This is a genomic window from Sphingomonas sp. Leaf339 (genome assembly GCF_001426195.1).
Taxonomy (GTDB): Bacteria; Pseudomonadota; Alphaproteobacteria; order Sphingomonadales; family Sphingomonadaceae; genus Sphingomonas.
Genome location: NZ_LMRS01000001.1, coordinates 788,078 through 806,700, shown reverse-complemented (window position 1 = coordinate 806,700; position 18,623 = coordinate 788,078). Strand labels below are relative to the sequence as shown.

Sequence of the window (18,623 nt, the reverse complement as noted above, 5' to 3'; positions counted from 1 at the left end):
GCCTTCAACTTGGTATGGTCGGTGGCGGCGAAGGCGCCTTTATCGGCGCAGTCCACCGTATGGCCGCGGCACTGGATGGTGACTGGCAGTTGGCGGCCGGCGCCTTCAGCACCGATGCCGGCCGCAATCAGCGGACCGGTGAGTTGTTAGGACTGGACGCCCGGCGCATCTATCCGTCGCTCGATGCGATGATCGCGCAAGAGCGGGCCATGCCCGCCGATCAGCGCATCGATGCAGTCGCGATCGTGACGCCCAATTATCTGCATGCCCCTATGGCGATCGCAGCGCTGAACGCAGGCTTCGACGTCTTTTGCGAAAAGCCGATGGCGATGAGCGTAGCGGAGGCCAAGGCAATCGCCGACGCTGCCGAGGTCAGCGGCCGGCGCTTCGCCCTCGCCTTCACCTATAGCGGCTATCCGTTGATCGAGGAGGCGCGGGTCAGGATCGCGCGCGGCGATTTAGGCAAAATCCGCCTCGTTCAGGTCGAATATCTGCAAGGCTGGCTCAGCTTACCGATCGACACCGACGGTAACAAACAGGCCGAATGGCGGACGGACCCCGCCCGCGCCGGCATCGGCGGCTGCCTCGGCGATATCGGGACGCACGCCTTCCAGCTCGCCGAACATGTATCCGGTTTGCGCGTGCAATCGGTCTCAGCAGACGTTGCCACACACGTGTCGGGCCGGCGGCTAGACGACGATGTCAGCGCCTTGCTGCGCTTCGATGGTGGCGCTCGTGGAACGTTGAAAGCGACTCAGGTCGCGGCAGGCGAGGAAAACGGCCTCAGGCTTCGCATCCATGGCGAGCGCGGCGGTCTCGAATGGGCACAAATGGAGCCGAACACGCTCACGCTCCGCTGGCTCGATCGCCCGACCGAAGTCGTGCGGGCCGGCGGACCGGGGCTGCACGACGGTGCCACCGCGCTGCTGCGAACGCCGGCGGGTCATCCCGAGGGGTATATCGAGGCATTCGCAAACCTCTACCGCGCCTTTGCGGCGGCGATCCGGGGCAACGGCGACCGCTGGTTTCCCGGCGTCACCGATGGCTTGCGTACGATGCGGTTCATCGAGGCCGTGATAGAAAATGCCGGGTCCGACAAAAAATGGACCCCGATCGATTCTGGAGAGACTGCATGAAACTCGTTCTATGCTTGGCCATCGGCAGCGTCGGCGCAGCGACGCTGGTCGTTGTAGCCGCGCCAACCGTCGCACAGACCGCGCCTGCCGCCGCGCCACCCGCGTTCGCCGCCTGCCGCGCTTGTCACACCGTGCCGAAGGGCGGGAAGAATGGCATCGGTCCCAATCTGTACGGCGTGGTCGGCCGTGCAGCCGCCGCCGCTCCGGGCTTCAATTACTCGCCCGCACTGAAAGCGTCGAAGCTGCGCTGGGACGAAAAAACGCTCAACGAATACCTCGCTGCGCCATCGAAGAAGGTGCCCGGCACCCGCATGCCGATCTCGACCCCCGATCCGGCCAAGCGGGCGGCCATTATCGCTTATCTGAAGGCGGAAGGCGCAAAGTGATGCGCTGGTCCTTCCGTCACAGCCCAGCAAGAATGCGCACGTGACGGTTTCACGCCGCACCGTCATCGCCGCCGGCGCCGCCTCCTCGCTGGCCTCCGGGCTGGTAGCTGCCCAGCGGACCGGCTCCAACGCAGCGCGCTTCTCGCTCAAATTTGCGCCGCACGAGGGCAGCTTCGCCAGCCGTGGCGGACGGATCGAGCAGATCGCCTTCGCGGCCGATCAGGGTTTTACCGCCTGGGAAGACAACGAGGCCGGACTGCGTACGGTCGCCGAGCAGGAACAGATGGCGAGGGCGCTATCACAGCGTGGCATGGCGATGGGTGTCTTCGTCGCCAGCATGCCGAAATGGGCGGAGTCGCGACCGTTGCTAGGCGCCAATGACGGGGCCGAACGCGAGGCTTTCCTGGCCGACATCCGCGCATCGATCGACGTCGCCCGGCGTCTGAACGCCAATCGCATGACCGTCGTCACCGGTTTCATGGACGCGAAACTGCCGGTCGATATCCAGACCGCGCGGATTATCGATGTAATGCGCCGCGCCGGCGATATCGTGGCCCCTCACAACATCGCCATGGTGATGGAGCCGCTAAACACGCGCACCAATCATCCCGGTGTTTACATGCAGACCATCGCGCAGGGCTTTGCGGTCGCGCGGGGCGTGAATAGTCCGGCGGTCAAGATATTGGCCGATCTTTATCACGAACAGATCCAGTCCGGTAACCTGATCCCCACGCTCGATACGTGCTGGAGCGAGATCGGCTATATTCAGTTCGGCGACAACCCAGGGCGCAAGGAGCCGACGACAGGTGAAATAAACTTCACCAACGTCGTCAAATGGTTGCGATCCAGAAAATATTCGGGTGTGATCGGCATGGAGCACGGCAACTCGATAGCGGGGCGAGCAGGCGAAGATCGCCTGATCGCCGCCTATCGCGAGATTGATCGAGCAGGAGGGGAACAAGGATGACGACCACATACAAGATGGCGACCATCATGACGGGATTAGTCGCGGCCGTCGCTTTGCCCGTTGCCGCGCAGGAGAAGCCAGGATTTCGGGACACGCCGACGCTGCCCGGTGGTCAATGGCATGTCCATGATGCCGACCGGCCCGCACCGACGGTAGTCACGCCGGCTGCAACCCCCGGTGGGGCGCCCGCCGACGCAGTCATTCTATTCGACGGTCGATCGACCGACGCGTGGCAAGGCGCGAGAGGTGCCTGGCCGGTCGCAAATGGCGCTATGACAATCCCGTCGCGCGCGAAGAGCGGTGGCGAGAACAATCTCGTATCGAAACAGAGTTTCGGCGACGTGCAACTGCACCTGGAATTCCGGTCGCCCAACCCGCCGACAAAGACGTCTCAGGATCGCGGGAACAGCGGCATCTGGTTCATGCAGCGGTATGAGGTGCAGATTCTCGATGGTTATCAGAACCCGACCTATGCCGATGGCACGGTGGGCGCAGTCTATGGCTGGAAACCACCATTGGTGAATGCGGCGCGCCGACCGGGCGAGTGGCAGACCTACGATATCGTGTTCGAACGACCGCGCTTCGCGGCCGATGGCGCGTTGCTGCGACCGGCTTACGTGACCGCATTCCTGAATGGCGTGCTGGTCCAGAACCATCAAGCGATGCTGGGCACCACGATTTGGCGTCAAGTTGCCAGTTACAAGGCACATCCCGATGCGGCGCCGATCCAGTTGCAGGATCACGACTCGCCGGTATCATTTCGCAACATCTGGGTTCGCCCGCTGACCGATGCGGCGATTGCGCAGGATCTTGGAAAGGACGGCAAGTGATTGACCGCAGAACTGCCTTGGCGGGCATCACCGCCATGTTCGGCACCGCCTTGTACGCCCCGATCGCCCGCGCGGCCGGCGCCGTTAAAACAGCAACGATGCCGATCATCAGCGAAGGCCCGCCCAGCGTGGCGGTGTTCACCCCCGTTCAACGGGCCCTGATGACCTCGCTCAGCGAGCGCGTATTGCCGACGACCGATACACCGGGCGCGATCGCGGCCGGGGTTCCGGCGTTTATCGAAAAGATGCTGGCCGACTGGGCCATGCCCGAAGATCGGGTACCGATCATCGCCGGGCTGGATGCAATCGAGGCCCGCAGTATGCAGGACTACAAAGTGCCGTCCGCCCGAACAACTGCCTTGCAGCAGGACGCGCTACTCACCTTGGCGATGAACGATCGGTTGCCATCAGGTAGTGTCTTCTTTGAGGCATTCCGGCAGCTCGTCCTTACCGGCTACTACACGTCGGAGATCGGCATGACGCAGGAGCGCGAATATCTGCCCGTCCCGGGCGAATATAACGGCGCCTTTCCTTATTCTCAGGTCAACAAGGTGTATTCGGCATGATTATCAACCGCAGAAACCTGCTGGCTGGCGCTGGATCGGTTGCCGCCCTGACCCTCGCCGATCTGGCGATGTCACCCGCCTCCGCCGCTCAACTCAAGGCAATCGGCCTGCAACTCTACACCGTCCGCGAACTGTTCCAGAAGGACCCGGTAGCCACGCTCGAGACGGTCGCGAAGATCGGGTACCGCGAGGTCGAATATGGCGGTGGCGGCTATGACGCCATGGACCATGCCATGCTGCGCAAGACGATGGACCGGCTCGGTCTGCGGGCACCCTCTGTCCACATCGGCTATGATGCCCTGCTTGGGCAATTCGACAAGTCAGTGACGATGGCGAAGAGCCTTGGCGCTGATACCGTCATTCTGCCTTACATGACCGACCAGTATCGGAACGAACAGGCTTGGGAAGCGGCGTTGCCAAACTTCAATCGGTTTGCCCGGGATCTTCGAAAAGCCGGTCTGGGATTCGCTTACCACAACCATGATTTCGAGTTCACGACCAAGCCGGGCGGCGTCAGTCTTTACGACCGGTTCCTGAAGGCAACCGACCCGGCGCTCGTGAAGGTCGAACTCGATCTGTATTGGGCGGCACATGCCGGTGAAAACCCTGCGGCGCTGATCGATCGCCTGTCGACCCGGCTCTACGCCTATCACGTCAAGGACATGCGCGCCGATCGCAGCATGACGGCGGTGGGTAATGGCACGATCGATTTCGGCGCCCTCTTCAAACTCAAGGGCAGCGCTGGGGTCCGCCATTTCTACGTCGAGAACGACGAGGCGCCGGCGCCCTATATCCCCGACATCACCACCAGTTTCCGCACGCTACGTTCGCTGCGTTTCTGATCGACTATTCGGAGAGGAATATCATGGCTTCGACCAACAGGTTCGACGCGATCGTCATCGGATCGGGCGTCAGCGGCGGTTTCGCCGCGAAGGAATTGACCGAAAAGGGTCTGCGCGTCCTCATGCTCGATCGCGGGGTGATGGTCGAGCATGGCGAGGGCTATACCTACGATGGCAAGCCCGCCTACGAAGTGCCGGCGCGCAACATCATGCCCAAGCCGCTGACCGAAAGCGACTATTTCATCGCCAAGCATGGCTATGTCTCGCCTAGCAATCAGCGGTTCTACAATGACGACCGACAGAACCCCTACGCCTTCGACGAAGGCAGCCAATTCTATTGGATCAGGCCCGGTGCGGTCGGCGGCAAGTCGCTGATCTGGGGGCGCTGGACTTTCCGGTGGAGCCCGGAGGATTTCGAGGCCAACAAGCGCGATGGCATCGATGGCGAGTGGCCGATCCGCTACGACGACATCGTGCCGTGGTACAGCTATGTCGAGAAATACATCGGCGTCTCGGGCTCGCGCGAGAACCTGCCCTATCTGCCCGACAGCGATTTCCAGCCGCCAATGCCCATGAACGTGGCGGAGAAGTGGCTGAAGCAGCGGCTCGAAACCAAGTTTCCCGGCCGCAAGCTCATCAACACGCGCCTGTCCAACATGACCGAGGACAAGCCCGACCAGAACCGGACGAAATGCCAGTATCGTAACCAGTGCAGCAATGGCTGCTCGTTCGGGGCATATTTCTCGACGCAGGCGGTAACGCTGCCAGCGGCTCGCGCGACCGGGCGTCTCACGCTGCAATCCGACGCGGTCGTCACAAATCTGGAATATGATGCAGCCCGCAAGCGTGTGACCGGCGTGCGCTACATCGATGCCAAGACTGGACAGGCCGAGGTGGTGAAGGCCGATCTCGTGTTCCTGTGCGCCTCGGCGATGGCATCGACTCAGATCATGATGAACTCACGCGCGCCGGGTAGCGATCGCAGCTATTTCGACGCGAGCGGGACGCTCGGTCGATATGTCATGGACCACATCTTCCGCGTCGGGATCGAGGGCGATATTCCCGGCATGGACGAATATATCGAATATGGCCGCCGGCCGGGCGGCGTCTATGTGCCGCGCTTCCGCAATATCGGCGGTGACGAGGGCGTCGGCTTCAAGCGCGGCTATGGCTATCAGGGCAGCGCTCATCGCGATCCGGCGAAACCCGTCGGTTTCGGCGCCTCGATGAAGCACGCGATGCGCAAATATGGTCCGTGGAAGTTCAGCATGGGCGCGTTCGGCGAGTGCCTACCTTACGAAGACAATCGCGTGTCCTTGCATGCCTCAAAGGTCGATCGGTTCGGTGTACCATTGATGCGGTTCGATGTCCGTTTCCGCGACAATGAGCTGAAGATGATGGCAGATGCCCGCGTGCAGGGCGAAGCCATGCTGAAGGGCGCGGGACTGACGAATGTCACCAGCTCCGAGAAGGAACATGTCCCCGGTGATGCCATTCACGAGATGGGTGGTGCACGCATGGGCGCCGATCCACGCCGGTCGGTGCTGAACGGCTGGAGCCAGGCCCACGACGCGACCAATCTGTACGTCACAGATGGCGCGCAGATGGCTTCTGTCTCATGCGTAAATCCGTCGCTAACCTTCATGGCGCTGACCGCAAGAGCCGCGGATCATGCAGTCAAGCAGATGCAAAAAGCATAAGATCGATATCACTGAAGGAAGTGGGGTCCAATTCTCGACGCTAATCAGGTCGATAATAGGACCTCACTTCCCCTTGCTAAAACCAGTGTCTGAAAACAAAGAGTTCTCGCCGTCATAAGCTAGATGGCTAAATCCGCGTCTTCCGGCAGAGGCACAGTTAAGCGACCATCTATCAAACGGGCCCTGAAAAACCGGGTTTTTGATTGCCCCCTACCCTTCAGGTCATACACCATCCAGCCGAGATCGATTATCCGGTCAGAGTGCGCCAAGCTCGGAACGCTTGGCGGGTCCTTGACCGTGGACACGGTGGCGGGACATTCGCGAAGGCCCAAAAAAGCAGCCGGTTTCACAGTCCAACCGTCGTCCTCCGTCATTCCCCGGGATCGTCGCGCATGAATGATATATTCGACATCTAGGAGCGCATTGATCCGGCGCGCAGGATAATTCCCGGCCTCAGCGCTAGTAATCCATCCGAATTGGATAGGCCGCAGGACATCTATGCTATCGACGGTCCAGCCGTCTGGCGTTCGGCTATCGACCCCCTCTAATAACCGTAGCGCGGCCAAGGGCGTCATCATGTCATAACTGACGAAATCCTCTCGGCATTCCGGGCGACGAAAACAAGCTCGCTCGCCGGATACCCGTACCGACACACGCAACGACAGCACCTCCGTTCGACTTGCGTTCGGGTTGTGTTCCGTCAAGATCGCTCAGTCCAGAAATGGCCTGTCCGGATCGGAGATTGTTAACCGCCGTTATCGAGGCAATCTTATTACCGCGGTCCACCGCCTAATGATCGGCGGTATTTGGAAGAGGGCTTGCCTCATGATTATCACCGTAACTGCCAAGCGTATGCGTTCCGGATCGTCCACGTCAGCAACCCAGTTGCAACTCCGTGTCGAGCTACCCGAGCGATCAGCCACAAATGCCCATCGCTCGTACCGTGCGGATCGCCGCGCTCGTAGCTAATAATCGATAACGCAGGCAACGGCTTGTTCGCGGGGCGAGTCCTGCGCATAGCCGTTGCCGTCTGTCGGAGCCTACGCACTATCAACGATCGTCTTTTACCCGCCATCGGTCTGCGTCTGCTGTCGGTCGGTCTGTTCGCCACCATGAACGCCTGCATCAAGCTGGCTGAAATCAACGGGGCGGTGCTGGGCGAGATCCTGTTCTTTCGACAGTTCGGGGCAGCGATCCTGGTGACCGGCGTCATCGCTGCCGGGCCAGGGCTGGCAACGGTGCGGACGCAGCGGATCGGGGCGCATGTGTCGCGGTGTGCGGTCGGCGTCATCAGCATGGCCTTTACCTTTGCCGCGTTGCTGGCGCTGCCGCTGGCAGAGGCGACGACCATCGCCTTCACGACGCCGATCTTCGCGACCGTGCTGGGCGCGGTGGTGCTGGGCGAGCCGACCGGGTGGCGACGGTGGTCGGCGGTCGCGCTGGGCTTTGCGGGCGTGCTGATCGTGATGCAGCCGGGCGGGTATGCGATCCCGCTCTACGGCGCAGCATGCGGCATCACGGCGGCGGTCCTGACGGCGGTGATCTTCATCCTGCTGCGCCAGATTGGTCGGACGGAGAAGGCGCAAACGACGGTCTGGTGGTTCTCGGTCTTGTCGTTGCTGCCGCTCGGCATCGTGTATCTAACACAGGCGCAGGCGCATCCATTGAAGACGTGGCTGGTGCTGATCGCGGTCGGCCTTGTCGGCGGTGGTGCGCAACTGGCGATGACAGCGTCGCTGAGGCGGGGTGCGGTGTCGCTGGTGGTGCCGTTCGACTATACGTCGCTGTTATGGGCGACGGCCTATGGCTGGTTGCTGTTCGGGGCGTTGCCGAGTGCGACGACGTGGATCGGGGCGCCGATCATCGCGGCCAGCGGTATCTATATCGTCTGGCGCGAGCATCGGCGGCGGCGGGCCGAGACGATGGCGGCGATCAGCGAGGAATAGCGCGCGACGCGGCCAGCAGGCGGCGGGCCCGGAGGAACATCTCCAGCCGCTGTACGGCGATCAGGCCCAGCGCGAACGCCATCAGCATGTCGGTCACCGCGATCGTATCGAGGTGCAGCCAATAGGCACCGCCGGCAGTGGCGGCGCGGCGAAGCAGGACGAGCGCCACGACGAAGATCAGCGCCGCCGGCGAGGATGCCTGGCTGAGCGCGTGGGTGGCGGGATCGACATCGATCCGCATCATCCGCCCGCGTTGCCATCCCAGCACACCGCCCAGGGCCAGCGCCATCAGGCAGAAGGCCCAGCCCCACCCGTGTGGCGGCATCTCGACGAAGAGGAAGGCCATCAGCGCGGCGAAGATGGCGGGCATGATCCATAGCCGCTCCAGCTTCAGCGGCTGTGGCCGACCCAATCGTTTCCATCGGACCGCCAGCACCACCGCCAGCACGATCGCCGGGATGGCATAAGCGGCGAAGAGGCCTTGTTGGATTTGCATGGTGCCATCATGTCCAAGCGGATCGGCGGCGTCCAGCGTGTTTGCCGCCTGTCGCGGGATCGGAAAGTTAGGCTAAAGTTAGGCCTAAACCGTACCTAACTCGACGATTGCCACCGGCGCTTTTGGCCCCATTTCACCCCCCCCTGCCCTGCCGTTCCCCGACATAATGCCGGGGAACGGGCTGGTCGTGGCCTGGACAGATGATAACCGATCCAGGGGGTTGTAGGACAGCCAGGTTATTCGGCGGCCTGCGCGATGGCGACAGGCTCTTTCCAGACTAGGATGGGCTTGCGTGCCGCCTGCGTCTCGTCGAGCCGGCTGCGCGGCGCGAAGTGGGGGGCGGTCTTCAGCGAGGCGTCGCCGGCCTTGGCCCGTTCGGCAACCGAGCGCAGCGCGCCGATGAACTGGTCGAGCGCGGCCTTCGATTCCGTTTCGGTCGGTTCCACCAGCATCGCGCCGTGGACGACGAGCGGGAAATACACCGTCATCGGGTGATAGCCCTCATCGATCAGCCCCTTGGCCACATCGAGCGTCGAGAAGCCGTCGGCGAGGTTGGAGTCGGAGAACAGCGCCTCGTGCATGCACGGCCCCGCGCCCGCGAACGGGGCATGGAGCACGTCTTCCAGACTGCGCAGCACATAGTTGGCGTTGAGGACGGCATCCTCGGCGACCTGACGCAGGCCATCGGCGCCGTGGCTGAGGATGTAGGTCAGCGCGCGGGTGAACATGCCCATCTGGCCGTGGAAGGCGACCATGCGACCGAAGCTGTCGGCATGGTGCTCGCCGGCGGTTTCCTCTTCGATCAGGACGAAATGCTCCCCCTGCTTTTCGACGAAAGGCAGCGGCGCGAAGGGCGTCAGTGCTTCGGAGAAGACCACCGGGCCGGAGCCGGGCCCGCCGCCGCCATGCGGGGTGGAGAAGGTCTTGTGCAGGTTGATGTGCATCGCATCGACGCCGAGATCGCCGGGGCGCACGCGGCCGACGATCGCGTTGAAGTTGGCGCCGTCGCAATAGACGTACCCGCCGGCGGCGTGGACCGCATCGGAGATCGTCTTTAGATCGCGTTCGAACAGACCGCAGGTGTTGGGGTTGGTGATCATCACGCCGGCGACATCGGGACCGAGCCGCGCGATCAGCGCGGCGGTGTCGATGCGGCCGTCGGGCGTGGCCGGAATGTCCTCTACCGCGAAGCCGGCGAAGGCGGCGGTGGCGGGGTTGGTGCCGTGCGCCGATTCAGGCACCAGGATGACCTTGCGCGCGACGTCGCCGCGTTTGGCCAGCGCCGCCTTGATCGCGAGGATGCCGCAAAGCTCGCCATGGGCGCCCGCCTTCGGACTCATCGCGACGCTGGTCATGCCGGTGAGCGTGACGAGCCAATGGGCGAGTTGGTGGATCACCTCCAGCGCACCCTGCACGGTATCGACGGGGGCGAGCGGGTGAACGTCCAGGAAGCCCGGCAGCCGCGCCATCTTTTCGTTGAGGCGTGGATTGTGCTTCATCGTGCAGCTACCGAGCGGGAACAGGCCGAGATCGATGGCGTAGTTCTGGCGCGACAGGCGGGTATAGTGGCGGACCGTCTCTGGCTCCGACAGGCCGGGAAGGCCGATCGGGGCGGTGCGGGCGAGGCCGCCGAGCTTGTCAGCCACCGCGGTGGGGGCATCGAAGCCGGTGAAATCGACGCCGGTCGTGGTGGTGTCGCCGATCTCGAAGATCAGCGCTTCCTCCAGCATCAGCGCCTTGTTGCCGGTGAAGGTTGGGGAGGCGTCGTTGCCCTTGGTCGGCGTGGTCGGGCGCCAGCCGCTCTGATTGATGCTCATGCCAGTATCTCCTGGAGCGCGGCGGCAAGGGTTTCGACATCCTCCGCGGTGGTCGTCTCGGTAACGGCGACGACGAGGCCGTTGGCGAGGTCGCCTTCGCCCGGATAGAGCCGGCCGAGCGAGACCCCGGCGAGGATGCCGCGATCGGCGAGCGTGCGGACGACGGGGCGTGCCTCGACCGGCAGCTTCAGCGTGAATTCGTTGAAGAAGCCGGTGTTGACCAGCTCGACGCCGGGAACCTGTGCCAGGCGCGTCGCGGCGGCGACAGCGCCGGCGTGGTTGACCTCGGCCAGTTGGCGCAGGCCGGCTTCACCGAGGAGCGTCATGTGAATCGAGAAAGCAAGCGCACACAGGCCCGAATTGGTGCAGATATTCGACGTCGCCTTCTCGCGGCGGATGTGTTGCTCTCGCGTGGACAGGGTCAGCACGAAGCCGCGACGGCCATCGGCGTCCACCGTCTCGCCGCATAGGCGGCCGGGCATCTGGCGGACATATTTGTCCTTGCAGCCGAACAGGCCGACATAAGGTCCGCCGAATTGCAGGCCGACGCCGAGCGACTGCCCCTCACCCACGACGATATCGGCATCCATCTCACCGGGCGACTTAAGCGCGCCGAGCGCGACGGGTTCGGTGACGACGACGATCAGCAGCGCCTTCTTTGCATGCGCCGCGTCGGCCAACGGCTTCAAGTCGGCGATCCGACCGAGGATGTCGGGATACTGGACGACGACGCACGACGTATCGTCGTCGATCGCACCGATCAGCCGGTCGATATCCATGTCGGGGACGAGCCACGGCGTAGTCGTGTCGAGCACGTCGCCGGTGTATTTCGCCATCGTTTTGGCGACCGAGACATAATGCGGGTGCAGGCCAGACGACAGGATCGCCTTGCCCTTGCGGGTGATGCGCCGGGCCATGCCAATCGCTTCCCAGCAGGCGGTCGAGCCGTCGTACATCGAGGCGTTGGCGACATCGGTGCCGAGCAAGCGCGCGACCTGCGTCTGGAATTCGAAGAGCATCTGAAGCGTGCCCTGTGCGATTTCCGGCTGATACGGCGTGTAGGCGGTCAGGAACTCGCCGCGCTGGATCAGGTGATCGACCGAGGCCGGTACGTGATGGCGATACGCGCCGCAGCCGAGGAAGAACGGCACTTCGCCCGCCACAATATTCTTGCGGGCGAGCGCGGTCATGTGCCGTTCGACCGCCAGTTCGGACGCGTGGTTCGGCAGATCACGGACGGGACCGTCAAGACGGGCGTCTTCGGGCACATCGACGAACAGCGCATCGATCGTGTCGGCGCCGATGACGTCGAGCATCGCGTCGCGGTCGGGCTGGGTGAGCGGCAGGTAGCGCATGTGTTGCTCCTCCCCTCCGGATTGCGGGAGGGGTTTGGGGTGGGGCGTTTGAAGAGGTGGGAGGCGCTCGTTTCGGCTTAACCCGTTGGCGCGCACTGCCCACCCCCGACCCCTCCCGCAAGCGGGAGGGGGAGAAGGATCAGAGCTTGGCGACGAAGGCTTCGTAGGCGGCCTCTTCCATCAGGCTTTCCAGTTCGCTCTCGTCCGACAGGGTGATGCGGAAGAACCAGCCCTCGCCTTCGGCGTCGGAGTTCACCAGATCGGGCGAGTCGGCGAGCGCCGGATTGCCTTCGAGGACGGCGCCGGAGACGGGCGAATAGACGTCGGATGCGGCCTTCACCGATTCGACGACGGCTGCCTCGTCACCCTTGGCCAGTTCGCGGCCATCGGCGGGAACATCGACGAACACGATGTCGCCGAGCTGGCTCTGGGCATAGTTCGAGATGCCGACGGTGCCGATCGCACCCTCGACGTCGATCCACTCATGATCCTCGGTGAAATAGCGCATTCTTCAGGCTCCAGTCTTGGTGGATTGGCGGATGTAGCGATGAGGCACGAACGGCATCGCCGAGACGGTCGCGTCGTGGACCTTGCCGCGCTGGATCAGGCGGACGGCGGTGCCGGTGATCGCGAGGTCGGCGGGGACATAGGCCATGGCGATCGGCGCGCCGAGCGTCGGGGCGAAGCTGCCGGAGGTGACACGGCCGATGATCGAGCCGTCCTCGGCGACGACGGACGCGCCCTCCCGCACCGGCTGGCGGCCGGTGACGATCAGGCCGACGCGCTTCACAGCGGGGCCGGATTCGCGCTCGGCCAGGATGCGGGCGGCGCCGGCGAAGTCGGCGGCCTCGCGGCGGCGCTTCGACAGGGCGAAGCCGAGATCGGCCATGACCGGCGTCGTCTCGGGATCGAGATCGTGGCCATAGAGCGGCAGGCCCGCCTCCAGCCGCAGCGAGTCGCGCGCGCCGAGTCCGATCGGCTTCACCTCGGGTTCGGCACAGATCGCGTCGGCGAAGGCGGCGGCGTGTTCGGCGGGGATCGAGATTTCGACACCGTCTTCACCGGTATAGCCCGAGCGGCTGATCCAGAGCGGGGTGCCGTTCCACTCGAACGCGCCGGCGGTCATGAATACCAGCGCCTCGACGCCGGGGATCAGGCGCGAAACGGCATCGACCGCTTTTGGCCCCTGCACCGCGAGCAGCGCCTGTTCGTCTTGCAGGTTGATGGTGATGTCGTCGGCCATCGAATCGAGAAAATGGCCGATATCGTCATATTTGGTCGCGCCGTTGACGACGACATAGATCTCGTCGGTGCCCTCTTCGCCGGCGCGGCGGGTGACCATCAGGTCGTCGAGCACGCCGCCGTCCTCGTTCAGCAGCAACGAGTAACGCATCCGGTTGCGGCCAAGGCCGGTGATGTCGCCGGGCAGGACGGCTTCGAGTGCCTTTGCCGGATCGACGCCGTCGCCGGTGAAGACGAGCTGGCCCATATGGCTGACGTCGAACAGGCCGGCATTCTCGCGGCACCACAGATGCTCGGCCATGATGCCCTCATACTGGACGGGCATGATATAGCCGGCGAACGGCACCATGCGGCCACCATGGGCGCGGTGCCACGCGTCGAGCGGGAGGAGCTGTGGCTCTTCCTGATCTTCGGGTGCATCTTCGACGTTGAGGAGCGTGTCGGCTGGTAGGTCGCTCATGATACCGTCTCCAAAAAGGGCGGACGACGGCGGGACGCCCGCGATCGATCCGAACCCCCTCTGTCACGGGACCTGAGAGCTTTCGCCGGCGCGCCTGACGGACGCGGGCTTACCCCTTCGGTGGCCATCGACCTGAAAGGTCAGCGGCGCTTTCCAGAGTGTCGTATATCCTCGCGCGGTCCCTGGTGCCTGAGAGATTCCGGGGTGGTTGCTCCTTCGGCGCCCCGGATCCAGTCCGGGGTCTCTCCCGCGCGGGGCATCGACGGGACCGGCTCTGGCCAGCCCCGCCGGTTTAGTCAATCGGGGATCGTGTAACTTGCCTTATCGCGTCACGTTATAGCGCAGTTGCGCTTCGTTGAGCTGGAAGCCGACCAGCGCCTCGAAACTGGCGGAGAGGACGGCCTTGCGCACCTCGGGCTGGGTCAGCGGATCGACGGCGGCGTCGTCGTCGCCGGCCTTGCGACGGCGGGTCAGGCGTTCGCGCACCTCGGCCGGCAGCGTTGCGGCGGACCGGCTGACGGTAGCACTGGCGGTGCCGCTGGCCTGGGCGCGGGCCTGACCGGCGTCGAAATGCAGCTGGATCGTGCCGACGCGCTTGGCGACCGGGTTGGCACCGCCGCGCACGACGGCGATGTAATAGGGCAGCTGCACGTCGCGGGCGCCGTCGGTGCGCAGGCGACGGGCCTGCACGTCGAAGCTGACGGTGGTGACAATATCGTCGGTGGCATCGGCGCAGGTGCCGCGCACATTGGTCATCGTTGCGACGAGATCGATCGCTGACTGCGCCTGGCTGGTCGGCGGATCGAAGACCGTGACGTCGCCGGTGCCGGCGGGCACGCCGACGACCGGGCAGGCGGAACGGACCGCGGAGACGCCGCCGGTCGCGTCGATCTCACCCTTGCTGGCACAGCCGGCGAGCAGGACGGCGGTGGAGGCGGCAATCAAGAGGGAGGCTTTCACGGGCGACGCATACCTTTTGCAAGCGGCCGGCGGATCGGCTGGCCCTTTGCCCGCAGCCATAGGAACCGGCTTGGACGGGCGCAAGCAATCGCGTAAGGCCGGCACCATGCAGACGCCCCTTGCCAAGCCGCCGCTCGACCTCCTGATCGCCGCGCCGCGCGGCTTTTGCGCCGGTGTCGACCGCGCGATCCGGATCGTCGAGCTGGCCATCGAGAAGCACGGCGCGCCCGTGTATGTCCGTCACGAGATCGTCCACAACAAGTTCGTGGTCGATACGCTGAAGGCGCAGGGCGCGATCTTCGTCGAGGAACTGCACGAGGTGCCGGACGGTGCGCCCGTCGTCTTTTCCGCGCATGGCGTGCCGAAATCGGTGCCGGCCGATGCCGAGAGCCGGGGCCTGGACTATCTCGATGCCACCTGCCCGCTGGTCTCCAAGGTGCACCGGCAGGCGGAACGGCTGGTCGCGGCGGGGCGGCATATCGTGTTCATCGGCCATGCCGGCCATCCCGAGGTGATCGGCACGTTTGGCCAGGTGCCGGCGGGCGCGATGACCCTGATCGAGACGGATGCGGATGCCGAGGCGTTCACGCCGCCCGATCCCGCCAACCTCGCGTTCCTGACGCAGACGACGCTGTCGGTCGACGACACCGCCGCCGTGGTCGCCACGTTGCAGCGGCGCTTTCCGTTGATGCAGGCGCCGCGCGGCGAAGACATCTGTTACGCGACATCGAACCGGCAGGCCGCGGTGAAGGCGATCGCCGGGCAGTGCGACGCGATGCTGGTGATCGGCGCGCCCAATTCGTCGAACTCGGTCCGGCTGGTCGAAGTCGCCGAGCGCGAGGGTATCCGGGCGATGCTGATCCAGCGGGCGGCCGATCTGGACTGGGCGTTCCTGGACGGCGTCGGTACATTGGGCTTGACCGCTGGTGCCTCCGCGCCCGAATTGCTGGTGCGCGAACTGGTGGAGCGGTTGTCGGAGCGGTTCACGGTGTCCGAGCGCGAGGAGGAGACGACGCGCGAGACGATCGCGTTCAAGCTGCCGCGCGGGCTGGAAGCGGTAGCGGCCTGAATCATCCATCGGGGGCACGAACTGAGCCATGGCCGTTTATACGCAGGTGTCGGCCGAGGCGCTGACGGCGTTCCTTGCCCGGTACGATCACGGCGCGCTGGCGTCGGCCAAGGGGATCGCGGAGGGCGTCGAGAATTCCAATTATTTGGTAGATACGACGACCGGGCGCTTCATCCTGACATTGTACGAGAAACGGGTATCGGCGGACGACCTGCCGTTCTTCTTCGCGATGCTCGATCATCTGGCGGGCGACCGTAATCTGGTGCCGCGCGGACTGCCCGATCGCGAAGGCCGGGTCATCCAGGAACTGGAAGGTCGGCCCGCCTGCCTGATCGAATTCCTGTCCGGCGTGTCGGTGACGCGGCCGACGGCGGCGCAGGCGCGGGCGGCGGCGGCGGCGATGGGGGTGATGCACCGCAGCCTGGCGAGTTTCGACGGCGGGCGGCCCAATACGCTGGGCGTCGATGACTGGCGGCCGTTGCTGGAGCGGTGCGGTCGGTCGCTCGATACCATTCAGGTGGGACTGTACGCCCGGGTCGATGCTGCACTGGCGTCGGTAGAGCGGGACTGGCCGCGCGATCTGCCGGTCAGCGTGATCCATGCCGATCTGTTTCCCGATAACGTCCTGATGCTGGACGACCGGGTGACGGGGCTGATCGACTTCTATTTCGCCTGCACGGACGTGCGCGCCTATGATCTGGCGGTGATGCATTCGGCCTGGGCATTCGATCCGGCGGGCGAACCGCTGGACCCGGCGGTGGGCCGGGCGCTGGTCGAGGGATATGACGGCGCGTTCGGGCTTTCGGCGGCGGAGCGCGCGGCGTTATCGGTACTGGCGCGGGGCGCCTGCCTGCGGTTTCTGCTGACGCGCGCGTGGGACTGGCTGAACACGCCGGCCGATGCGCTGGTGACACGCAAGGACCCCCTCGCCTATGCCCGCCGGCTGGATTGGTATGAACGGGACAATGGATTTGACGCCGGTTGAAATCGCGACGGATGGTGCGTGCAAGGGTAATCCGGGTCCGGGCGGCTGGGGTGCGTTGATCCGCGCCGGGGATCAGGAAAAGGAATTGTCGGGCGGCGAGAAGCTGACGACCAACAACCGGATGGAACTGACCGCGGCGATCGAGGGGCTGAAGGCACTGACGCGACCCTGCGCCGTGACGCTCTCGACCGACAGCCGGTACGTGATGGACGGCCTGACCAAATGGATCCACGGCTGGCAGCGCAACGGCTGGAAGACGGCGGACAAGAAGCCGGTGAAGAATGCCGAGCTGTGGCAGGCACTGCTGGACGCGGCCAAGCCGCACAAGATCGAGTGGAAGTGGGTGAAAGGTCATGCCGGCCACCCGGATAACGAGCGGGTCGACAAGCTGGCGTCCGATGCGGCGGTGGTGGCCGGGCGGGGGTGAGCCGGCGAGGGTCTGTGTCGTCGCCTTCACTCTTCGGGGGCTTTAAGCCTTCCACCCTCTCCGGGTGGGAGGGAAAGACCTAGCCTTCTTCTACGGGAGCTTCCGGGCCGTTTTTCAGGACGGAGGCGATGGCGTTCCGGGCGCCGGCCTTGCTGGCATAGCCCTCGGTCCAGAAGATCGTCTCGCTGTTGTATTTGAACTTGGCGACATACTCGCCGGCCTTGTTCTGCTCGATCACGAATTTATGCGCCATCGTCGCTCTCCTGCCACTGCTGAAGTCAGCGGATGCTATCAACGAATCGACCCGGCGCATAGCGGGCGGGATCGACGCCGGGCAGGTCTGGCGATCGATCCAGTATCAGCGCGGCCGCGAGCGCCGCCGCCGCCGGGGCGGTCTGGATACCGAAGCCGCCCTGCCCCGCGCACCAGAAAAAGCCGGGTTCGGCAAAGCCATAGACCGGGCGGCGATCGGGCGCGAAGCTGCGCAGGCCGGCCCAGCGATGCTCCACCGCCTTGATCCGCCAGTCGACCGCGCCCTGCAAGCGATCGATGGCGATCGCGACGTCGATCTCCTCCGGCGCGGCGTCGCATGGGTCGGTGGGGATTTCGTCATGCGGCGACAGCCATAGCCGGCCGCCCGATTCGGGTTTGAAATAGAAGCCGCCGGCGATGTCCGCGACATGCGGCAGGCCGGCAGGCGGCGCAGGATCCGTGCGGAGTTGCACCATGGTGCGGCGATAGGGGCGGATACCGATCGGCCGAACGCCGCAGCGCGCGGCCACCACGTCTGCCCAGGCACCGGCGGCATTGACCAGCACGGGGGCGGTGAAGCGGCCGGCGGGCGTCTCGATCGACCATCGTTCATCACGCCGTGCAGCCGATCGCACGCCCGCGTCGGTGGCGATGACCGCACCGGCGCGGCGAGCCTGTGCCAGATAATGGGCGTGGAGCCCGGCGACGTCGATATAGGCGCAGCTCGGTTCCCAGATGCCGATCGTCCAATCGTCGCGCAGACCCGGGACATGGGCGTGCGGGTCGACCGATTCGAGCGCGACCGGGCTGTCGCGGAATTCGTCGAGAAATACCGCCGCTGCCGCCGAGTCGCTGGCCCGGCCGATATGCAGCGATCCGAGCGACTCGAGGAAACCCCCCTCGCGCAATGCCGCGCCCGACGCGGTGGTCAGCGGCTGGATCGCCGGGCCGCCATAGGTTTCGGACCAGAACGCCGCCGACCGTCCGGTGGCGTGAAGGCCCGGCGTCGATTCGGATTCCAGCACGACCACGCGGGCATGCGGTGCGAGCGCGGCGGCGAGGCTGGCGCCGGCAATGCCGCCACCGGCGATCGCGACATCGTATCCGCCGCCGCTGCCGGGATCGAGGACGCTATCGGGGTTGAGGACGGGATGATCGGTCATCGAAAGCCCGGTTACGGTTTCGCA

General features: G+C 64.7%; 19 protein-coding genes and 1 riboswitch. Of the genes, 11 read left to right on the top strand and 8 right to left on the bottom strand.

Features of this window, described 5'->3' with window-relative positions; all coding sequences use genetic code 11:
* Window positions 1-14 precede the first annotated feature (14 nt).
* From ASG67_RS03745 to ASG67_RS03705, 8 genes are all read left to right on the top strand, one after another.
* The gene (locus ASG67_RS03745; RefSeq protein WP_056525374.1) at window positions 15-1,136 is read left to right on the top strand and encodes a Gfo/Idh/MocA family protein; all 1,122 of its coding nucleotides are present in this window, start codon (window positions 15-17) and stop codon (window positions 1,134-1,136) included.
* Entirely contained in the window at window positions 1,133-1,522 is a 390-nt protein-coding gene (locus ASG67_RS03740) for a c-type cytochrome (RefSeq protein ID WP_056525362.1), read from the top strand. The genes ASG67_RS03745 and ASG67_RS03740 overlap by 4 nt, the downstream gene beginning before the upstream one ends.
* Window positions 1,523-1,562: 40 nt before the next feature.
* Window positions 1,563-2,489 carry a hydroxypyruvate isomerase family protein gene (locus ASG67_RS03735; RefSeq protein ID WP_056525359.1) on the top strand — a complete coding sequence of 309 codons (927 nt, stop codon included), beginning with the start codon at window positions 1,563-1,565 and terminating at the stop codon, window positions 2,487-2,489.
* Entirely contained in the window at window positions 2,486-3,319 is an 834-nt protein-coding gene (locus tag ASG67_RS03730; protein WP_156460616.1) for a DUF1080 domain-containing protein, read from the top strand. The genes ASG67_RS03735 and ASG67_RS03730 overlap by 4 nt, the downstream gene beginning before the upstream one ends.
* A complete protein-coding gene (locus ASG67_RS03725) occupies window positions 3,316-3,885 on the top strand; it encodes a gluconate 2-dehydrogenase subunit 3 family protein (protein ID WP_056525357.1) in 570 nt (189 codons plus the stop codon). Before ASG67_RS03730 ends, ASG67_RS03725 begins: the two co-directional genes overlap by 4 nt.
* Window positions 3,882-4,727: a sugar phosphate isomerase/epimerase family protein gene (locus ASG67_RS03720; RefSeq protein WP_056525354.1), complete on the top strand. Its 846-nt coding sequence runs from the start codon at window positions 3,882-3,884 to the stop codon at window positions 4,725-4,727. The genes ASG67_RS03725 and ASG67_RS03720 overlap by 4 nt, the downstream gene beginning before the upstream one ends.
* Before the next feature lie 23 nt (window positions 4,728-4,750).
* Window positions 4,751-6,427, top strand: a complete 1,677-nt coding sequence (locus ASG67_RS03715; RefSeq protein ID WP_056525351.1) for a GMC oxidoreductase — start codon at window positions 4,751-4,753, stop codon at window positions 6,425-6,427.
* A gap of 992 nt (window positions 6,428-7,419) precedes the next feature.
* Window positions 7,420-8,373: a DMT family transporter gene (locus tag ASG67_RS03705; protein ID WP_414887379.1), complete on the top strand. Its 954-nt coding sequence runs from the start codon at window positions 7,420-7,422 to the stop codon at window positions 8,371-8,373.
* Here ASG67_RS03705 and ASG67_RS03700 read toward each other — a convergent pair.
* The 6 genes from ASG67_RS03700 to ASG67_RS03675 all read right to left on the bottom strand — a co-directional run bounded on the left by ASG67_RS03700 (window position 8,360) and on the right by ASG67_RS03675 (window position 14,703).
* Complete coding sequence (locus tag ASG67_RS03700; RefSeq protein ID WP_056525345.1) at window positions 8,360-8,869, bottom strand: CcdC protein domain-containing protein; 510 nt, start codon at window positions 8,867-8,869, stop codon at window positions 8,360-8,362. The genes ASG67_RS03705 and ASG67_RS03700 overlap by 14 nt on opposite strands.
* Window positions 8,870-9,105: 236 nt before the next feature.
* Window positions 9,106-10,686, bottom strand: a complete 1,581-nt coding sequence (gcvPB, locus tag ASG67_RS03695; RefSeq protein ID WP_056525343.1) for an aminomethyl-transferring glycine dehydrogenase subunit GcvPB — start codon at window positions 10,684-10,686, stop codon at window positions 9,106-9,108.
* A complete protein-coding gene (gene gcvPA, locus ASG67_RS03690; protein ID WP_056525340.1) occupies window positions 10,683-12,041 on the bottom strand; it encodes an aminomethyl-transferring glycine dehydrogenase subunit GcvPA in 1,359 nt (452 codons plus the stop codon). The genes gcvPB and gcvPA overlap by 4 nt, the downstream gene beginning before the upstream one ends.
* 139 nt (window positions 12,042-12,180) lie before the next feature.
* Window positions 12,181-12,549, bottom strand: a complete 369-nt coding sequence (gene gcvH / locus ASG67_RS03685) for a glycine cleavage system protein GcvH (protein WP_056525337.1) — start codon at window positions 12,547-12,549, stop codon at window positions 12,181-12,183.
* Between the two features lie 3 nt (window positions 12,550-12,552).
* Complete coding sequence (gcvT, locus tag ASG67_RS03680) at window positions 12,553-13,743, bottom strand: glycine cleavage system aminomethyltransferase GcvT (RefSeq protein WP_056525334.1); 1,191 nt, start codon at window positions 13,741-13,743, stop codon at window positions 12,553-12,555.
* Window positions 13,744-13,909: 166 nt separating this feature from the next.
* A riboswitch (glycine riboswitch) is annotated at window positions 13,910-14,003 on the bottom strand.
* A gap of 61 nt (window positions 14,004-14,064) precedes the next feature.
* Window positions 14,065-14,703, bottom strand: coding sequence for a hypothetical protein (locus ASG67_RS03675; RefSeq protein WP_235535029.1), 639 nt, complete (start codon window positions 14,701-14,703; stop codon window positions 14,065-14,067).
* A 106-nt stretch (window positions 14,704-14,809) separates the two neighbouring features.
* Here ASG67_RS03675 and ispH point away from each other — a divergent pair, with 106 nt between their 5' ends.
* From ispH to rnhA, 3 genes are read left to right on the top strand one after another with little or no spacing between them, the layout of a single operon-like run.
* The gene (gene ispH, locus ASG67_RS03670) at window positions 14,810-15,772 is read left to right on the top strand and encodes a 4-hydroxy-3-methylbut-2-enyl diphosphate reductase (RefSeq protein ID WP_056526457.1); all 963 of its coding nucleotides are present in this window, start codon (window positions 14,810-14,812) and stop codon (window positions 15,770-15,772) included.
* A 28-nt stretch (window positions 15,773-15,800) separates the two neighbouring features.
* Window positions 15,801-16,757, top strand: a complete 957-nt coding sequence (gene thrB / locus ASG67_RS03665) for a homoserine kinase (RefSeq protein ID WP_056525331.1) — start codon at window positions 15,801-15,803, stop codon at window positions 16,755-16,757.
* Window positions 16,738-17,184, top strand: a complete 447-nt coding sequence (gene rnhA / locus ASG67_RS03660; RefSeq protein WP_414887377.1) for a ribonuclease HI — start codon at window positions 16,738-16,740, stop codon at window positions 17,182-17,184. The genes thrB and rnhA overlap by 20 nt, the downstream gene beginning before the upstream one ends.
* Window positions 17,185-17,263: 79 nt before the next feature.
* Here the strand turns inward: rnhA and ASG67_RS18195 are convergent, their stop codons facing one another.
* Window positions 17,264-17,437 (bottom strand): YegP family protein, encoded by a 174-nt coding sequence (locus ASG67_RS18195; protein WP_082543272.1) that lies wholly within the window; start codon window positions 17,435-17,437, stop codon window positions 17,264-17,266.
* 25 nt (window positions 17,438-17,462) lie between these two features.
* Window positions 17,463-18,599 (bottom strand): NAD(P)/FAD-dependent oxidoreductase, encoded by a 1,137-nt coding sequence (locus tag ASG67_RS03655; RefSeq protein ID WP_056525324.1) that lies wholly within the window; start codon window positions 18,597-18,599, stop codon window positions 17,463-17,465.
* Between the last annotated feature and the right edge of the window lie 24 nt (window positions 18,600-18,623).

Excerpts from the sequence above, each read along its gene's own strand:
- ASG67_RS03715 (WP_056525351.1), top strand. The coding sequence starts at position 4,751 with ATGGCTTCGACCAACAGGTTCGACGCGATCGTCATCGGATCGGGCGTC.
- ispH (WP_056526457.1), top strand. The coding sequence starts at position 14,810 with ATGCAGACGCCCCTTGCCAAGCCGCCGCTCGACCTCCTGATCGCCGCG.
- gcvPB (WP_056525343.1), bottom strand. The coding sequence starts at position 10,686 with ATGAGCATCAATCAGAGCGGCTGGCGCCCGACCACGCCGACCAAGGGC.
- gcvH (WP_056525337.1), bottom strand. The coding sequence starts at position 12,549 with ATGCGCTATTTCACCGAGGATCATGAGTGGATCGACGTCGAGGGTGCG.
- ASG67_RS03720 (WP_056525354.1), top strand. The coding sequence starts at position 3,882 with ATGATTATCAACCGCAGAAACCTGCTGGCTGGCGCTGGATCGGTTGCC.
- gcvT (WP_056525334.1), bottom strand. The coding sequence starts at position 13,743 with ATGAGCGACCTACCAGCCGACACGCTCCTCAACGTCGAAGATGCACCC.
- rnhA (WP_414887377.1), top strand. The coding sequence starts at position 16,738 with ATGGATTTGACGCCGGTTGAAATCGCGACGGATGGTGCGTGCAAGGGT.
- ASG67_RS03745 (WP_056525374.1), top strand. The coding sequence starts at position 15 with ATGGTCGGTGGCGGCGAAGGCGCCTTTATCGGCGCAGTCCACCGTATG.
- ASG67_RS03655 (WP_056525324.1), bottom strand. The coding sequence starts at position 18,599 with ATGACCGATCATCCCGTCCTCAACCCCGATAGCGTCCTCGATCCCGGC.
- gcvPA (WP_056525340.1), bottom strand. The coding sequence starts at position 12,041 with ATGCGCTACCTGCCGCTCACCCAGCCCGACCGCGACGCGATGCTCGAC.
- ASG67_RS03740 (WP_056525362.1), top strand. The coding sequence starts at position 1,133 with ATGAAACTCGTTCTATGCTTGGCCATCGGCAGCGTCGGCGCAGCGACG.
- ASG67_RS03730 (WP_156460616.1), top strand. The coding sequence starts at position 2,486 with ATGACGACCACATACAAGATGGCGACCATCATGACGGGATTAGTCGCG.
- ASG67_RS18195 (WP_082543272.1), bottom strand. The coding sequence starts at position 17,437 with ATGGCGCATAAATTCGTGATCGAGCAGAACAAGGCCGGCGAGTATGTC.
- ASG67_RS03700 (WP_056525345.1), bottom strand. The coding sequence starts at position 8,869 with ATGCAAATCCAACAAGGCCTCTTCGCCGCTTATGCCATCCCGGCGATC.
- thrB (WP_056525331.1), top strand. The coding sequence starts at position 15,801 with ATGGCCGTTTATACGCAGGTGTCGGCCGAGGCGCTGACGGCGTTCCTT.